Genomic DNA, 16,304 nt, shown 5'->3' with positions numbered 1-16,304 from the left:
GCACATTTATGTGACTGCCCCGTGACTTTTTGCGGCAAAAACGCAAAAAAACATGCACTTCGTCGGGGCGTTTGCACCTCGATCAGGCACGTCCGTACCGCTACAAACCGATTGTCGAACAATTTTGCCATCTGCCCTTTACCGCTCTAAGTTCTGGCCTAGACTCATTTTCTCGAGACGAAACCGCTCGGTCACAAAGTGGAAAAAAAGTCGAAACTTTTTCCAATTCCGATCGGTCCTCTGACAGGAAGGTGCGTTGCGACTGGTGCAATCTTTGCAACGGCTCATTCACCCCTTTTGCTTCGACGCATCGGGCAGCGCTTGCTCACTGATGCGTAGCGCGATTGCGCCCGGCCAGCAGCCTTGGCCATGAAACACCGTTTGCCAGACCTAAGAATTAGATCAACAACACGGGAGATTCATATGATCAGTACGGCTTTGGAAATACAGGGAGAGCGTGCTCATCAGGTCGGCGATTCGAGCGCCGTAGCTGCCGCAAACACCCAACACATCAGCGTTCCCGGCACCAGGACACTGACCCCGGCGGCCAACCAGAATCCGAACCGTAAAAAAGTGTTGTTCGTCACCTCGGAAATTGCCGACCTGGTGAAAACCGGTGGCCTGGGCGACGTTTCCGCGGCGCTGCCACGGGCCATGGCCCACCTGCACGATGTGCGGGTGCTGATCCCGGGTTACCCGCAGGTGCTGCACAGCGAAAACCCCATTCATATCATCGGTGAGCTGGGCGGACATGCTGCGTTGCCGCCGTGCAAGATAGGGCGAATGGACATGCCCGATGGTCTGGTCATTTACGTGTTGATCTGCCCCGAACTCTACGAGCGCGAGGGTTCGCCCTACGGTGCCAACAACGGCCGCGACTGGCCGGACAACCATATCCGTTTCGCCCGCCTGGGCCTGGCGGCGGCGGATATTGCCGCCAACCTCGCACAAATCCACTGGTGTCCGGACCTGGTGCACGCCCACGACTGGCCCGCCGGCCTGGCCCCGGCCTATATGCACTGGCGTGGACAGCGCACGCCGACGCTGTTCACCATTCACAACCTGGCCTACCAAGGCGTGACCAGCCTGGGCTCGTGCCCCGAACTGGGTATTCCCCATCACGCGCTGCAACAGGAAGGCATGGAGTTCTACGGCAAGATGTCGTTCCTCAAGGCCGGCATGGCCTATTCGAGCCACATCACCACGGTCAGCGCGACCTACGCCCAGGAAATCACCACCCCGGATTTCGGCTGCGGCCTCGACGGTTTTCTCGCCGCCAAGACCCAGCAAGGCCTGCTCAGCGGGATCCCCAACGGCATCGATGAAAGCTGGGATGCGGCCACCGATCCACACCTGTTCTGCCCGTTCAACATCGGCGACTGGGATGGCAAGGCCGTGAACGCCGCCCATGTCCGCGAGCTGTTCGGCCTGCAGGACTCCGAAGGGCCGCTGTTCGCCGTGGTTTCGCGCCTGGTCTACCAGAAAGGCCTGGACCTGACCGAAGCGGTCTCCGAATACATCGTCAAATCCGGCGGCCAGATCGCGATCATCGGCCGTGGCGAGCCGGAAGAAGAACAGTCGATGCGCGAACTGGCCCTGCGTTTCCCCGGACAGATCGGCGTGCGTATCGGCTTTAACGAAACCGATGCCCGACGCATGTTCGCCGGCAGCGATTTCCTGCTGATGCCTTCACGTTACGAACCCTGCGGCCTGAGCCAGATGTACGCCCAGCGCTTCGGCTCGTTGCCGGTGGCACGCAATACCGGCGGCCTGGCCGACACCATCGAAAACGGCGTGACCGGGTTCCTGTTCGATGAATCCACGGTGCAGAGTTATCAGGAAGCCCTGAGCCGGGCGTTCAAGGTGTTCGCCTTCCCCGACCTGCTGCACGCCATGCGCTGCCGGGCCATGGCAGCGCCGTTCAACTGGTGCAAGGCGGTCGAACCCTACGCCGAGCTTTACGAACAGCTTGTGGCGAAAGCGTTGGGGAAATCGAACAAACAGTAGAGGCTTTCAAGATGCCGTTACGGACCCTTGAGACCTGGCCCCACGGCGCAATCATGCTGGACGCAGAGCACACGCGATTCGCGTTGTGGGCGCCAGATGCGTTTTACGTCAGTGTCGAACTGGAAAATGGACAGTCCTTGCCGTTGCTGCCCCAGGCCGACGGCTGGTTCGTGAGCAACACCCGATGCCCGGCGGGTACGCGTTATCGCTACAGCATCGACGGTGAGCTGGAGGTGCCCGACCCGGCTTCCCGTGCCCAGGCCGGCGATATCGACCGACACAGCGTGGTGGTCGATCCGCTGGCCTATGCGTGGCAGCACAGTACCTGGTTGGGACGACCGTGGAACGAAGCAGTGATCTACGAATTGCATGTCGGTGCGCTCGGCGGCTTCAGTGCCGTCGAGCAGCATCTGGCACGCCTGGTCGAGCTGGGTATCACCGCGATCGAACTGATGCCCATCGCGCAGTTTCCCGGCGAGCGCAATTGGGGGTATGACGGTGTCCTGCCCTACGCGCCACAGGCGTCATACGGTTCCCCCGAGCAGCTCAAACATTTGATCGACACCGCCCATGGCCACGGCCTGTCGGTGATCCTCGACGTGGTCTACAACCACTTCGGTCCGCACGGCAATTACCTGCACCATTACGCCAGGGACTTTTTTCGCGAAGACAAACATACGCCGTGGGGCGCAGCCATCGATTTGCGCCGTCGCGAAGTACGGGACTTCTTCATCGAAAATGCCTTGATGTGGCTGCTGGAGTACCGTTTCGACGGTTTGCGCCTGGACGCGGTGCACGCCATCGAAGACCCGGACTTCCTCCAGGAACTGGCTCAACGAGTTCGCCAGCAGACCGGGCCGGCGCGGCATGTCTGGCTGATAGTCGAGAACGAACACAACCAGGCCAGCCTGCTCGAACAGGGTTACGACGCCCAATGGAATGACGACGGCCACAATGCCCTGCATGTGTTGCTGACCGGCGAAATCGATGCCTATTACGCCGATTTTGCACAAAACCCCAGCGAACAACTGGCGCGTTGCCTGAGCCAGGGTTTCGCGTTCCAGGGCGAACTCAACCGCCATGGCGTGGCGCGTGGCGAACCCAGCGGGCATTTACCGCCCGGCGCATTCATCCTGTTCCTGCAGAACCATGACCAGATCGGCAACCGCGCCTTCGGCGAACGCCTGCATCAACTCGCCCACCCGCAGGCGCTGCGGGCGGCCACGGTGTTGCTGCTGTTGTCGCCGATGATTCCGCTGCTGTTCATGGGCGACGAGTTTGCCGTCGAACAACCCTTCCTGTTTTTCACCAGCCATCATGGCGAACTGGCAAAGCAGGTGCGCGACGGCCGACGTAACGAGTTCGCTGCGTTCAGCGCGTTTGCCGACCCGATGCAACGCGAACACATTCCGGACCCGAATGATCCGCAGACCTTTGCAGCGTCGCGCCCGGTCCTGCCAGCCACGGGCCAGTCAGAGATGCACGACCTGTATTGCCGACTGTTGCAGATCCGCCATCGGCACATCATCCCGCGCCTGCCGGGCGCCCAGGCCCTGGGCAGCGACGTGCTGGGCGAAGGCGCGGTGAGTGCGTCCTGGCGTTTGGGCGATGGCAGCCAATTGCGCATTGACTTGAACCTCAGCGACAGGCCCGTAGACCACACTTCACAGACCGGTGCCATGTGGTTGTTCGAGTACCCGCCACAGAGCGCCGGCCTGCTGGACCAGGGCACCCTTGCTCCGTATAGCGCGCTCGTCAGCCTTGCTGCCACAGCCCCCTTTGCTACCCCGTATGGAGAGCGTCCATGAGTGATGCGCAACTGGAAATCCTCGCCAGCCGTGCCGGCCTCGCGGTCGACTGGATCGACGCCAACGGTCGCCCGCAAAAAGTCGCGCCGTCGGTGTTGCGCAACGTGCTGACCGGCCTTGGCCACCCGGCCGGCAGCGCCCAGGAAATCGACGCCAGCCTGCTTGAGCTCCTGGCGGCGCAACAGACGCACCGCTTGCCGCCATTGATGACCGCCGATGTCGGCGCGGGGCTGGACCTGGCGCGCTATTTCGAACCTCAAACCCCTTGCGAAATCCACCTTGAGGACGGTTCGCGGCTCAACCTGAAACTGGACGCCAAAGCGATGCTGCCAGGGTTGATACCGGTCGGCTATCAACAGGTCTACATCGACGGGCAAACCTTCACCCTCGCTGTGGCTCCGGAGCGTTGCTACAGCGTGGCCGATGCCGTGGATAACCCGATTCCGCGTGCCTGGGGCCTGGGCGTGCAATTGTATGGTTTGCGCCGCCCCGGCGATGGCGGGTTTGGTGACACCCAGGCGCTGGAGGACCTCGCCCGGGTCGCCGGTGAACGGGGCGCCGAGGCACTGGCGATCAGCCCGTTGCATGCGATGTTTTCCAGTGATACCCGACGCTACAGCCCGTATTCACCGTCCAGCCGATTGTTTCTCAACAGCCTTTACTGCGCCCCCGGCACCATTCTCGGCGAACGCGCCCTGCGTACCGCCATCGATGCAACCGGGCTGGCCATTGAACTCAAAGCGCTGGAAGAACGTCCGCTGATTGACTGGCCGGCCGCCGCCCAAGCCAAGCATCGATTGTTGCAGGCACTGTATGAAGGCTTCATCCAGGGTGAACACCCGTTGCACGAAGACTTCAGCAGCTTTCGTCACGCCGGCGGCGAAGCGCTGGAAAACCATTGCCGCTTCGAAGCCATCCAGGAAGCTCGCGCCGCCCGCGGTGAGCACCTCGACTGGCGACTGTGGCCCGAACCCTGGCGCAACCCGCGCAGCGCCGAACTGGCGGCGTTTGCCGAGGAGAATGCCGGGCGCATCGGTTTCTTCGCTTTTTGTCAGTGGCTGATCGCTCGTTGCCTGGAGCGCGCGCAAGCCGCCGCCCGCGCCAGTGGCATGAGCATTGGCCTGATCGCCGATCTGGCCGTCGGTGCCGACGGTGGCGGCAGCCAGGCCTGGAGCCGCCAGGACGAACTGCTCGCCGCCCTGACCGTCGGTGCGCCACCGGACATTCTCAACCGCAGTGGCCAGGGCTGGGGGATTTCCGCGTTCTCCCCTGAAGGCCTGGTCCGCAATGGTTTCCGTGCCTTCATCGAAATGCTGCGGGCCAATTTCGCCCATTGCGGCGGCTTGCGTATCGATCACGTCATGGGGCTGCAGCGCTTGTGGGTGATCCCCAACGGCTCGCCACCGGCCGACGGCGCCTACCTGTACTACCCGGTGGACGACCTGCTGCGTTTGTTGACCCTCGAGTCCCATCGCCATCAAGCCATCGTCCTTGGCGAAGACCTCGGCACCGTGCCGGACGGCCTGCGGGAAAAACTCATCGCCCGCTCGATGCTCGGCATGCGGGTGTTGCTGTTCGAGCAGGACAACACTCACTTCAAGCCGATCCTCGACTGGCCGGACAACGCCCTGGCGACCACCAGCACCCATGACCTGCCCACCCTCAACGGCTGGTGGCATGGTCGGGACATCGACTGGAACGCCCGGCTCGGCATGGTCGATGCCAGCGGTGAAATCGAATGGCGCCAGCACCGCGAGCGCGAGCGTGAGGGACTGCGCCGGGCGTTGAGCCAGGACCCGCAGAACTTTCGCGAAGAGTCCCACGAAACCGACCAGGTACTCGATGCCAGCGTGCGTTTTCTCGGCCATACCCGCGCGCCGTTGGTGCTGCTGCCGCTGGAAGATGCCCTTGGCGTGGAACAACAGGCCAATCTGCCCGGCACCATCGACACCCACCCGAACTGGTCGCGGCGCTTGCCCGGTTACAGCGAAGCCTTGCTCGATGGGGTGGATGCCGCACGGCGCCTGGAACTGCTCGCCTGTGCGCGACTGCAGGCGGCCGAGCGTGATCGATGACTCAAGTGCCGACCCGACCGCTGCGCGCCACATTGCGCCTGCAATTTCATAAAGGCTTCACCCTGGAAGATGCCGTGCCGCTGGTGCCGTATTTCGCCCGCCTCGGCATCAGCCATATCTATGCCTCCCCGCTGCTCCGCGCTCGTGCCGGGTCCCTGCATGGCTATGACGTGGTGGACCCGACCCGGGTCAATCCGGAGCTGGGCGGCGAAGCAGCGCTGCGCAGCCTGGTCAGTGCCTTGCACGGGCATGACATGGGCTTGATCCTCGACATCGTCTCCAACCACATGGCGGTTGGCGGCAGTGATAATCCCTGGTGGCTGGATTTGCTGGAATGGGGGCGCCTGAGCCCCTACGGCGAGTTTTTCGATATCCAGTGGCACTCGCCCGATCCGTTGATGGAAGGCCAGTTGCTCCTGCCGTTTCTGGGCAGCGATTACGGTGTCGCGTTGCAGGAGGGCACCCTGCCCTTGCGCTTCGATGCCTGGCACGGCAGCTTCCATGTCGAGCACCATGAACACCGCTTTCCCGTCTGCCCCTGCGATTACGGCGAACTGCTCAGGACCGATGCACTGGTGGATGCGCAGCAGGCCGAACAGCTCAAATCCCTGGCCGATCGCTTCAGCACCCTGAGCTACCAGAGCGACGCTCACAGCCTGGCCATGCCGCTGAAAGCAGAACTGCGCGATCTGGTCAGCGATCCGGCCATTGCCCAGGCCATCGAGCAACACCTCAAGCACTACGACTCACTGTCCAGCGAAGGCTTCCAGCGCCTGCACAGCCTGCTGGAACGCCAGAGCTATCGCCTCGCCAGCTGGCGCACGGCGGCCGATGACATCAACTGGCGGCGTTTCTTTGATATCAATGAACTCGGTGGACTGCGCGTCGAGCGGCCCGCCGTGTTCGAAGCCACCCACGCGAAGATCTTCCAACTGGTGGCTGAAGGGCTGATCGACGGGTTGCGCATCGACCACATCGACGGCCTTGCCGACCCGCGAGGCTACTGCCGGAAGCTGCGGCGCCGGGTCGACCGTCTGTCCGGGGGGCGTCACCTGCCCATCCATGTCGAAAAGATCCTCGGCGCGGGCGAAACCCTGCCTGGCGACTGGTCAGTGGATGGCACCACCGGCTACGAATTCATGAACCAGTTGTCACTGCTGCAACATGATCCGCAGGGCGCGCAAACGCTGGCCGAGCTCTGGCAGCGTCACAGCGAGCGGCCGGCCGATTTCGACCGGGAAGCTCAGCTGGCCCGCCAGCAAATCCTCAGCGGTTCCCTGGCCGGGGATTTCGAGAGCGTCGCCCAGGCCCTGCTGCAAGTGGCCCGGGACAATCTCATGACCCGCGACCTGACCCTCGGCGCCATTCGCCGGGCGTTGCAGGCGCTGATCGTGCATTTTCCGGTGTACCGCACCTATATCAGCCCACTCGGCCGGTCAGTTGAGGACGAGGTGTTTTTCCGGCAGGCCATGGAAGGCGCCCGCCAATCCCTGGGCGAGGCAGACTGGCCGGTGCTCGACTGCCTGGCCGGCTGGCTCGGTGGTGAGCCTTGGCGGCTGCGCCCGGCCGGGCGTCAGCGCAAGCGCCTAAAGCACGCCTGCGTGCGTTTCCAGCAACTGACCTCGCCGGCCGCGGCGAAAGCGGTGGAAGACACCGCGTTCTATCGTTCCGCCGTCCTGCTCTCGCGCAATGACGTGGGGTTCACCACCGGGCAGTTCAGTGCGCCGGTTGCCGACTTTCATCAGGCCTGCATCGAGCGTCTCGACAGCTTCCCGGACAATCTGTTGGCCAGCGCCACCCACGACCACAAGCGGGGCGAAGATTCACGCGCGCGGCTGGCGGTGTTGAGCGAACGCAGCCACTGGTACGCCGGGCAGATCGGCCTGTGGCGCACCCTCGCCCGGCCATTGCGCAATGACGACCAGGTGCCATCGGCGGGCGATGAACTGATCCTGTACCAAACGATCCTTGGCAGTTGGCCGCTGGACCTCGATATCGATCATTGGCCAGCACTCGAGGACTACGCAAAACGCCTCTGGCAATGGCAACGCAAGGCCCTGCGCGAAGCCAAACTGCAAAGCAGCTGGAGCGCGCCCAATGACGCTTACGAGCAAGCGACCGAGGACTTCATCCAGCGCTTGTTGCTCAGTGCCGAAGGTGAACTGTTGCGCGCGTCCCTCGCCAAGGCCGCCCGCTCGATTGCCATCCCCGGGGCGCTCAACGGTTTGGCGCAAACCTTGCTGCGCATGACCGTGCCCGGCGTGCCGGACCTTTATCAGGGCAATGATTTCTGGGACTTCAGCCTGGTCGATCCGGACAACCGGCGAGCGGTGGATTACACCCGCCGCCAGCAGCCGATGCAGTCATCGGTTGATCCGACTGACCTGCTGGCGAACTGGCGTGACGGGCGCATCAAGCAGGCCTTGATTGCGCGCACCCTGGGCCTGCGGGCCGAGCATGCCGAGCTGTTTCGGCGTGGCACCTACCAGGCCCTGGAAGTGGTGGGCAGCGAGGCCCATCGAGTACTGGGCTTTGTCCGTGAACGGGAGGGAAAACGCGCCATCGTGATTGTGCCGATACGCTGTGCCGAACTGCTGGAAAACGGTGCCGAACCACAGGTCCACGCGCCGCTGTGGGGCGACACCCGGGTCAAATTGCCGTTCACCGCCGCTGACGAACATCTGAAGGGATTTTTTTCCGGCATCACAGTCACAAAACACAGGGAGCTGCTGATCAGCGCCGCGCTGGGGGATTTCCCGGTCAATCTCATTATTCAAACTACCCACACTTGAGTTCAGTTCAGGAGCATTGCGATGAGTACCGACGAAAAACGCATCCGCGAATTCGCCTATCAGATCTGGGAATCGGAAGGAAAACCGGAAGGTCAGGAAGCCCGCCACTGGGAGATGGCGCGCAAACTGGCGGAAGCCGAAGCCCTGGCGCCCAGCAAACCACCGAAGGTCGCCGCCAGCAAAGCCGTGCCGAAAAAAACCGGCGACGCAAAACTCAGCCCCGACAAGACACTCAACGGCAAGACCGCCGCACCGAAAACCAAGGCCAAACCGGCGGCGGCTTCAAAGGTGATCCCGCCAGGAGAAAAGGCCATCGAGAAAAAACCCCGGGCGCCGCGAAAACCACCGGCGGTCTGATCAGGCCCAATACATACCTGTGGGAGCGGGCTTGCTCGCGAATGCGGTCTGGCATTCAACATTTGTGTTGTCTGACACGCCGCTTTCGCGAGCAAGCCCGCTCCCACAGGATGCAGTGCTGATCCAGCGAGTTTTTTTTGTACCCAGGAGCATTCATGACCAGTCCGAAGAAAGCCGCCGCGCCGCCCCCTCGTGCCGAAGCCACGCGAATCCGTGAGGGCCTGCCCTTCCCGCTGGGTGCCACCTGGGACGGACTGGGCGTCAACTTCGCGCTGTTTTCCGCCCACGCCACCAAGGTTGAACTGTGCCTGTTCGACGACACCGGCGAGGTGGAACTCGAACGCATCGAACTGCCCGAATACACCGACGAGATCTATCACGGCTACTTGCCCGACGCTCATCCCGGACTGATTTATGGCTACCGCGTGTACGGTCCGTACGACCCGGCCAACGGCCATCGCTTCAACCCCAACAAACTGCTGATCGACCCCTACGCCAAACAACTGGTCGGCAAGCTCAAATGGTCCGAAGCGCTGTTCGGCTACACCATTGGCCACCCCGACGCCGACCTCAGCTTCGATGAACGGGACAGCGCGCCCTTCGTGCCCAAATGCAAGGTCATCGACCCCGCGCACACCTGGGGCCACGACCACCGCGTCAGCGTGCCATGGGACAAGACGATCATTTATGAAACCCATGTGCGCGGCTTCAGCATGCGTCATCCCTCGGTTCCGGAGAACGTGCGCGGTACCTTTGCCGGGTTGATGGTCGATGACGTGGTGGAGCACATCCGCAAGCTCGGCGTGTCGAGCGTGGAGTTGCTGCCGATCCACGCGTTCGTCAACGACCAGCATTTGTTGCACAAGGGCATGACCAACTATTGGGGCTACAACAGCATTGCGTTCTTCGCCCCCGACCCGCGTTACCTGGCCAGTGGCAAGATTGCCGAATTCAAGGAAATGGTCGCGCACCTGCACGAAGCCAACCTGGAGGTGATCCTCGACGTGGTCTACAACCACACGGCCGAAGGCAACGAACAAGGCCCGACCCTGTCCATGCGCGGCATCGACAACGCCTCCTACTATCGCCTGAAGCCGGATGACAAACGCTTCTACATCAACGATTCCGGCACCGGCAACACCCTGGACCTGAGCCACCCGTGCGTGCTGCAAATGGTCACCGACTCCCTGCGCTACTGGGCTTCGGAAATGCACGTGGACGGTTTCCGCTTCGACCTGGCGACCATTCTCGGGCGTTATCACGACGGCTTCGACGAGCGCCACAGTTTCCTGGTGGCCTGCCGCCAGGACCCGGTACTGCGCCAGGTCAAACTGATTGCCGAACCCTGGGACTGCGGCCCCGGCGGTTATCAGGTCGGCAACTTTCCGCCGGGCTGGGTCGAGTGGAACGACAAATTCCGCGACACCGTGCGCGCCTTCTGGAAAGGCGACGACGGGCAACTGGCGGACTTTGCCAGCCGCCTGACCGCTTCGGGCGAGATGTTCAATCAGCGCGGTCGCCGTCCCTACTCGTCGGTGAACTTCGTCACCGCCCATGACGGCTTCACCCTCAACGACCTGGTGTCGTACAACGACAAGCACAACGAAGCCAACGACGAGAACAATCAGGACGGCAGCAACAACAACCTGTCCTGGAACCACGGCGTCGAAGGCCCTACCGACGACCCCGAGATCAATGCGCTGCGCCATCGGCAGATGCGCAATTTCTTCGCCACCCTGCTGCTGGCCCAGGGCACGCCGATGCTGGTGGCTGGCGACGAGTTCGCCCGTACCCAGGACGGCAACAACAATGCGTACTGCCAGGACAGCGAGATCGGTTGGGTCAACTGGGACCTCAGCGAAGACGGCAAGGCCCTGCTCAAGTTCGTCAAGCGCCTGGTCAAGTTGCGCCTGACGTACCCGATCCTGCGCCGTGGGCGTTTTCTGGTGGGCAATTACAACGAGGACATCGGCGTCAAGGACGTGACCTGGCTGGCGCCGGACGGCAAGGAAATGACCACCGAGCATTGGCACGATGCGCACAATCGCTGCCTGGGCATGCTGCTCGATGGCCGCGCCCAGGAAACCGGCATTCGCCGCAAAGGCGCCGACGCGACCTTGATGCTGGTGGTCAACGCCCATCACGACATCGTCAATTTCCGGCTGCCGGAGGTGCCTGACGGGGGGTTCTGGACCTGCATGATCGACACCAACCAGCCGTCGATCCGCGGCCAGGAGCGCTTCGAGTTTGGCCACGAGTACTCGGTCACCGGCCGCTCGTTGCTGCTGTTCGAATTGCAGCATGAGGAAGAAGAGTAACGACGACGCTCAGGAAATCACGGCGGAACTGCCGTAGAGCGGAAAAGTCATATTGGTTGAGTTCGCGATGCGACGAATAGCGTTACATGAGCAATACTCGATGCGCGGCAATCCAGGGTTTGGCTTGTCACACATTGCTATCAACGAGCCCTCACGGGTCTGCCGGGCCTGGATCGCGCATGACTGAAGGCGAAGCAGAACAAGGACGTAATACCCATGAAATCCGTTTCCGCCAGCGAAGCCGACCTGCCATCACAGATCTGGAACAGTGCCCCGCAACTGGACAACATTCCGGTCATCAGTACCCAATCCCTCATGCCCGCTGGCGCACGCGCGGTACTCATCGCCCCGCACCCCGGCGATGAAGTCGTGACCTGCGGCGGCCTGCTGCAATTGCTCAGCAACCTGGGCCACCCGCTGCAATTGATCTCGATCACCGACGGCAGCGCCAGCCATCCCGGCTCCCGACAGTGGTCGGAAAAACGCCTGAGCATATTTCGTCCCCAGGAAAGCGTCGAAGCCATACGCCGTCTCGGCTTGCCAATGCACAGCCTCAAGTGGATACGTGGCGGGTTTACCGACAATGCCCTGGTGGAGCACGAGGAACAGATCACCCGATTCATCACGCGTTACCTGCGCCCCGGCGATGTGGTGTTCAGCACCTGGAGCGAGGACGGCAACGCCGATCACGACACCGTTGGCCGCGCCAGCGCCAGGGCGGCGGCCAGCGTTGGGGCAACCTATAACGATGTACCGTTCTGGGCCTGGCACTGGCCGGCACGGGACCGCGAGCTGATTCCCTGGCATCGTGCACGCAAGGTGCGCCTCGATACCTGGACCGTGGCCCGCAAGAGCCACGCCATCCACGCCTACGCCAGCCAACTCGACGGCGAACCGGCCATCGGCCTCGCACCGTCGCTGCCGCGCACGCTGCTCGAGCGCGTCCGTTTGCCCTATGAAATCGTGCTGGTTTGAAAGCGCAGGCCGTCAGAATGAACTGCCTGTCGTCGCATCAGTCGCATACATGAGCAGCCCTGAATCAGAGGAGTGCATGTGGCCAGTCATTCAAAACGCCAGGAAGCCGAGTCGATGCCATTGAACACGCCCCCGGCCATTCATCAGCTTCGCGTGCTGACGGTCAACACCCACAAGGGATTTACCGCACTCAATCGGCGCTTCATCCTCCCCGAGCTGCGTGAAGCGGTGCGCAGCACCTCGGCAGACCTGGTGTTTCTGCAAGAGGTCGTCGGCGAGCACGACCGCCACTCCTCGCGCTACAACGATTGGCCACAAACCTCGCAATATGAGTTCCTTGCCGACAGCATGTGGAGCGACTTCGCCTATGGGCGCAACGCCGTCTATCCCGACGGCCATCACGGCAATGCCCTGCTGTCGAAATACCCGATCCGCGAGTACCGCAACCTCGATGTTTCCATCACCGGCCCGGAACGTCGCGGCTTGCTGCACTGCGTACTGGACGTGCCGGGGCATAACGAAGTGCATGCCATCTGCGTGCACCTCAGCCTGCTGGAAAGCCATCGCAAGTTGCAATTGCGGTTGCTCTGTCAGCTGCTTGAGTCCCTGCCCGAGCAGGCGCCGGTGATCATAGCCGGCGACTTCAACGACTGGCAGATGCAAGGCAATGCCGCCCTGGCCCGGCGCGATGACTTGCACGAAGCGTTCGAACGCCACCATGGGCGTCCGGCCAAGACCTACCCCGCGCGGTTTCCCTTGTTGCGACTTGATCGTGTCTACCTGCGCAATGCCAGCAGCCATGAGCCGAAAATACTCGGGCACAAGCCGTGGACACACCTGTCGGACCACTTGCCGTTGGCAGTGGAAGTGCACCTCTGAATCGCGGCCAATCCATACGAAGTACCGAAAAATCGTCCCCCACCTGTTATTTCTGACAGTAGCCACGTTGAATCAATGACTGCTACGTTGGTGATGCCCTGCCGGCTGTCTGCAGGGGCTTGCACCACATACGTAGCGCCTTGGTTGCTGAAGCTATACGCGGGTCGCTGTTTTTCCCGATGCTGTCTTGCAACGCGCGCTGCCGAATACATCGGATTCCTGGCCACTCATGACGGCCCAGGGAACGGAAGTTGATCCCATCGCGGAGGCAACATGGAGTTTTCGACAGACCTGTCCAGGTACCGTCATGGTGCGTGCCTGTTTTCGATCTGGTTGTGTGCGAACTGGTCCCCGCCCGCCCACGCAGCCTGCACACTCATCCCCACCGCCGGCAACGACAACTTTGTCTGCGACAGCGCGACAAGCGGGCCGCTGAGCGACTTATCGGGCAACAACACCCTGACCTTCCCCGCCAACGGCACTGGCAGGGTCAACGGCAACGTCACCTTCGGTGCCGGCGCCGACACCGTGAACATGGCTTCCGGCATCGTGGCCGGTACCGTGGATCAGGGCGACGGGGAGGACAGTTTTACGATCAGCGCCGGGCAAGTCACCGGGGCGCTCAGCCAGGGCAATGACATCGATCACTTCGTCATGTCTGGCGGGACTCTTCAGTCGCTGGCCCAAGGCGACGGTCACGACACCTTCCTGATGACCGCAGGCACCATCGTCGGCGCCTTCGAAGATGGCGACGTCGCCAGGATGACCGGCGGCACCATTGGCCGCGTCGACATGAAACTCGATAACAATATTTTCGACATGTCCGGTGGGCAGATCCTCGGCAATCTGGTGACGGGCCTGGGTACCGACACCATCATCGTTTCCGGTGGCCGTATCGGCGGCAATATCAGTGTCAGCAACGGCAACGACAGCATCACGGTCACAGGCGGGGAGATCGTTGGCGAGATCCGCGCCGGCAACGGCGCTGACACGGTGGTCTGGGACGGCGGCGGAATCATCCGCTCGCCAGTCCTGCTGGAGGCGGGCAACGACCGCGCCACCTTGCGCAACCTGGCCGAAAGCAGCCTCGCACTGACCCCGGGCATCAATGGCGGCATCGGCAATGACCTGCTGACCTTCGATCACACCACTTCATCGGGCGCCGCCCGGTACATCAACTGGGAAACCGTCAACCTGAACAACGGCTCGCGCTTCGATCTGGATGGCAACTTTCGACTGGGAGACAGTACCAGCGGCACCGGCGTATTCAATATCGACGCCAGCAGCATGCTGACCTCGGTGCAAGGCAGCATCACGCCATTGGCCGCAGGCCGGCTCGCCACCTTGAACAACGGCGGGATCATCGACCTGACCCGTGATAACTCGCGCACCAATGACACCCTGACTGTCGAGGGTAACTACGTGGGTAACGGCGGTCAGCTGCTGTTGCAAAGCACAGTGGCTGATGACAGTTCCCCCAGCGACAAACTGGTGGTGAACAATGGCACGCTGACCGGCAATACCTTGATTACGGTCAGCAACCTGGGTGGCGCGGGCGCGCTGACGCAGCAGAACGGCATCCAGCTGGTTCAGGCCCAGGGCACGGCCGTCAGCGACAACACCGCGTTCGCCCTCAAGACCCCGGTGTCGGTCGGTGCCTTCGACTACCGCCTGTTCAAAGGCGGTATCACACCGGGCAGCGAAAACAGCTGGTACTTGCGCTCCTCGGTTGTGGCACCGCCATTGGTCGCCGTCGCCAACCCTGATCCCGCCTTGCCGCCGACGCTGGTGCCTTTAGTGGCAGTACCGGTGGCCGCCCCGGTTGTTACGGTTTCCGGGGCTCCGGGGGCTCCCGAAGTTCCCGGGATTGTGACAGTCGAAGCCCCGGTGTTACCCGCCGCTGTACCAGGCGCGGCACCGATCCCGCTGTACCGCGAAGCGGTTCCCACCTGGTCGGTGGTGCCTCCCGCTGCCGCACAATTGAGCCGGACAGCATTAGGCACATTCCATGATCGTCAGGGCGATCAGCGCCTGCTGACAGAAACCGGAGCCTTGGGCGCGGGTTGGGGCCGGGTCTACGGCAAGAATCTCGAGCAGACCTGGGCCGGTACTGTCACGCCAAGACTGGATGGCTCGCTCAATGGCTTCCAGGTCGGCCATGACCTGTTCGGTTCGCAACTGGCGAGTGGACAAACCCAGCGCAGTGGTTTTTTGTCGGCCACAGCCGCCTGCAGGGTGATGTCGATGGTTTCAACGAGGGCTTCGAAGGCAAACGCTCCGGCAAGGTGGAACTGAATGGCGACAGCCTTGGCGTTTACTGGACCCTGACCGACCCTGCCGGTGCCTACCTGGATACCGTGGCCATGTACACCTGGCTCAACGGTGACAACCATTCGCAAAGCGGTCTGAAAATCGACAATGATGGTCACGTCACGACCTTATCGGCAGAAGTCGGATACCCGATCGCACTGACCGGGAACTGGGTGGTCGAACCCCAGGTCCAGGCGATTTACCAGAAGGTCAGGCTCGACAGCCAGGACGACGGCATCTCCCATGTCTCGTTCGATTCCGACAGTGCCTGGACCGGTCGCGTCGGCGCTCGCCTCAAGGGTCGCTACGAAGTCGGCGGCCGGCCACTGGAGCCGTACCTGCGGGCCAATATCTGGCATACCTTCAGCGGTACCGACACCGTCACCTTTGATCATGTCGATCAGGTCGAGACTCAACAACGAACCTCATCCGCCGACCTCGGTATCGGGATGGTGCTGAGCGTCTCGGCATCCGTCAGCGTGTATGCCGGCGTCGACTACAGCAGCAATATCGACAGCAACCAGCAACGGGGAACATTCGGTAACGTGGGGGTCCGGGTGAAGTGGTGAGCGTTGAAACGGCTGTGACCCGAGGTTTTTTTGACGATCCGTCGAACAAACAAGGACTTGGAGAGCGCCATAAATCAGTCACTTAAACCGTTACCACTTATCGGCCATCTTCTTGACGCGACCGTTTCGGTCTTCTTGACTTCAGGTTACTACCCCCGCAATTACCATCAGGACCTGCCACGGGCTCCCGTAAAAACGGGCAGCCCGTGGCGAG

8 protein-coding genes and 1 pseudogene are annotated in these 16,304 nt (G+C 62.1%); all 9 read left to right on the top strand.

What is annotated here, in order from left to right:
• The first annotated feature begins 423 nt into the window (after nucleotides 1-423).
• The gene (gene glgA, locus ACLD1X_RS17020) at nucleotides 424-2,007 is read left to right on the top strand and encodes a glycogen synthase GlgA (protein ID WP_429369573.1); all 1,584 of its coding nucleotides are present in this window, start codon (nucleotides 424-426) and stop codon (nucleotides 2,005-2,007) included.
• An 11-nt stretch (nucleotides 2,008-2,018) separates the two neighbouring features.
• A complete protein-coding gene (gene treZ, locus ACLD1X_RS17015; protein WP_429369571.1) occupies nucleotides 2,019-3,815 on the top strand; it encodes a malto-oligosyltrehalose trehalohydrolase in 1,797 nt (598 codons plus the stop codon).
• Nucleotides 3,812-5,890 (top strand): 4-alpha-glucanotransferase, encoded by a 2,079-nt coding sequence (gene malQ, locus ACLD1X_RS17010; protein ID WP_429369569.1) that lies wholly within the window; start codon nucleotides 3,812-3,814, stop codon nucleotides 5,888-5,890. Before treZ ends, malQ begins: the two co-directional genes overlap by 4 nt.
• Nucleotides 5,887-8,682 (top strand): malto-oligosyltrehalose synthase, encoded by a 2,796-nt coding sequence (locus ACLD1X_RS17005; RefSeq protein ID WP_429369567.1) that lies wholly within the window; start codon nucleotides 5,887-5,889, stop codon nucleotides 8,680-8,682. The genes malQ and ACLD1X_RS17005 overlap by 4 nt, the downstream gene beginning before the upstream one ends.
• A gap of 21 nt (nucleotides 8,683-8,703) precedes the next feature.
• Complete coding sequence (locus ACLD1X_RS17000) at nucleotides 8,704-9,039, top strand: DUF2934 domain-containing protein (protein ID WP_429369565.1); 336 nt, start codon at nucleotides 8,704-8,706, stop codon at nucleotides 9,037-9,039.
• Between the two features lie 155 nt (nucleotides 9,040-9,194).
• Entirely contained in the window at nucleotides 9,195-11,357 is a 2,163-nt protein-coding gene (gene glgX, locus ACLD1X_RS16995; protein ID WP_429369563.1) for a glycogen debranching protein GlgX, read from the top strand.
• A 216-nt stretch (nucleotides 11,358-11,573) separates the two neighbouring features.
• Nucleotides 11,574-12,332, top strand: coding sequence for a PIG-L deacetylase family protein (locus ACLD1X_RS16990; RefSeq protein WP_429369561.1), 759 nt, complete (start codon nucleotides 11,574-11,576; stop codon nucleotides 12,330-12,332).
• 114 nt (nucleotides 12,333-12,446) lie between these two features.
• Nucleotides 12,447-13,211: an endonuclease/exonuclease/phosphatase family protein gene (locus ACLD1X_RS16985; RefSeq protein ID WP_429369696.1), complete on the top strand. Its 765-nt coding sequence runs from the start codon at nucleotides 12,447-12,449 to the stop codon at nucleotides 13,209-13,211.
• A gap of 273 nt (nucleotides 13,212-13,484) precedes the next feature.
• A pseudogene (locus ACLD1X_RS16980) lies at nucleotides 13,485-16,090 on the top strand (autotransporter outer membrane beta-barrel domain-containing protein).
• Nucleotides 16,091-16,304 lie beyond the last annotated feature (214 nt).

It is taken from the genome of Pseudomonas sp. 18173, from assembly GCF_050432945.1.
Classification (GTDB): Bacteria; Pseudomonadota; Gammaproteobacteria; order Pseudomonadales; family Pseudomonadaceae; genus Aquipseudomonas.
The sequence above is the reverse complement of the archived record's forward strand: the minus strand, read 5'-3'. Positions and strand labels throughout refer to the sequence as shown.

Excerpts from the sequence above, each read along its gene's own strand:
- glgA (WP_429369573.1), top strand. The coding sequence starts at position 424 with ATGATCAGTACGGCTTTGGAAATACAGGGAGAGCGTGCTCATCAGGTC.
- treZ (WP_429369571.1), top strand. The coding sequence starts at position 2,019 with ATGCCGTTACGGACCCTTGAGACCTGGCCCCACGGCGCAATCATGCTG.
- malQ (WP_429369569.1), top strand. The coding sequence starts at position 3,812 with ATGAGTGATGCGCAACTGGAAATCCTCGCCAGCCGTGCCGGCCTCGCG.
- ACLD1X_RS17005 (WP_429369567.1), top strand. The coding sequence starts at position 5,887 with ATGACTCAAGTGCCGACCCGACCGCTGCGCGCCACATTGCGCCTGCAA.
- ACLD1X_RS17000 (WP_429369565.1), top strand. The coding sequence starts at position 8,704 with ATGAGTACCGACGAAAAACGCATCCGCGAATTCGCCTATCAGATCTGG.
- glgX (WP_429369563.1), top strand. The coding sequence starts at position 9,195 with ATGACCAGTCCGAAGAAAGCCGCCGCGCCGCCCCCTCGTGCCGAAGCC.
- ACLD1X_RS16990 (WP_429369561.1), top strand. The coding sequence starts at position 11,574 with ATGAAATCCGTTTCCGCCAGCGAAGCCGACCTGCCATCACAGATCTGG.
- ACLD1X_RS16985 (WP_429369696.1), top strand. The coding sequence starts at position 12,447 with ATGCCATTGAACACGCCCCCGGCCATTCATCAGCTTCGCGTGCTGACG.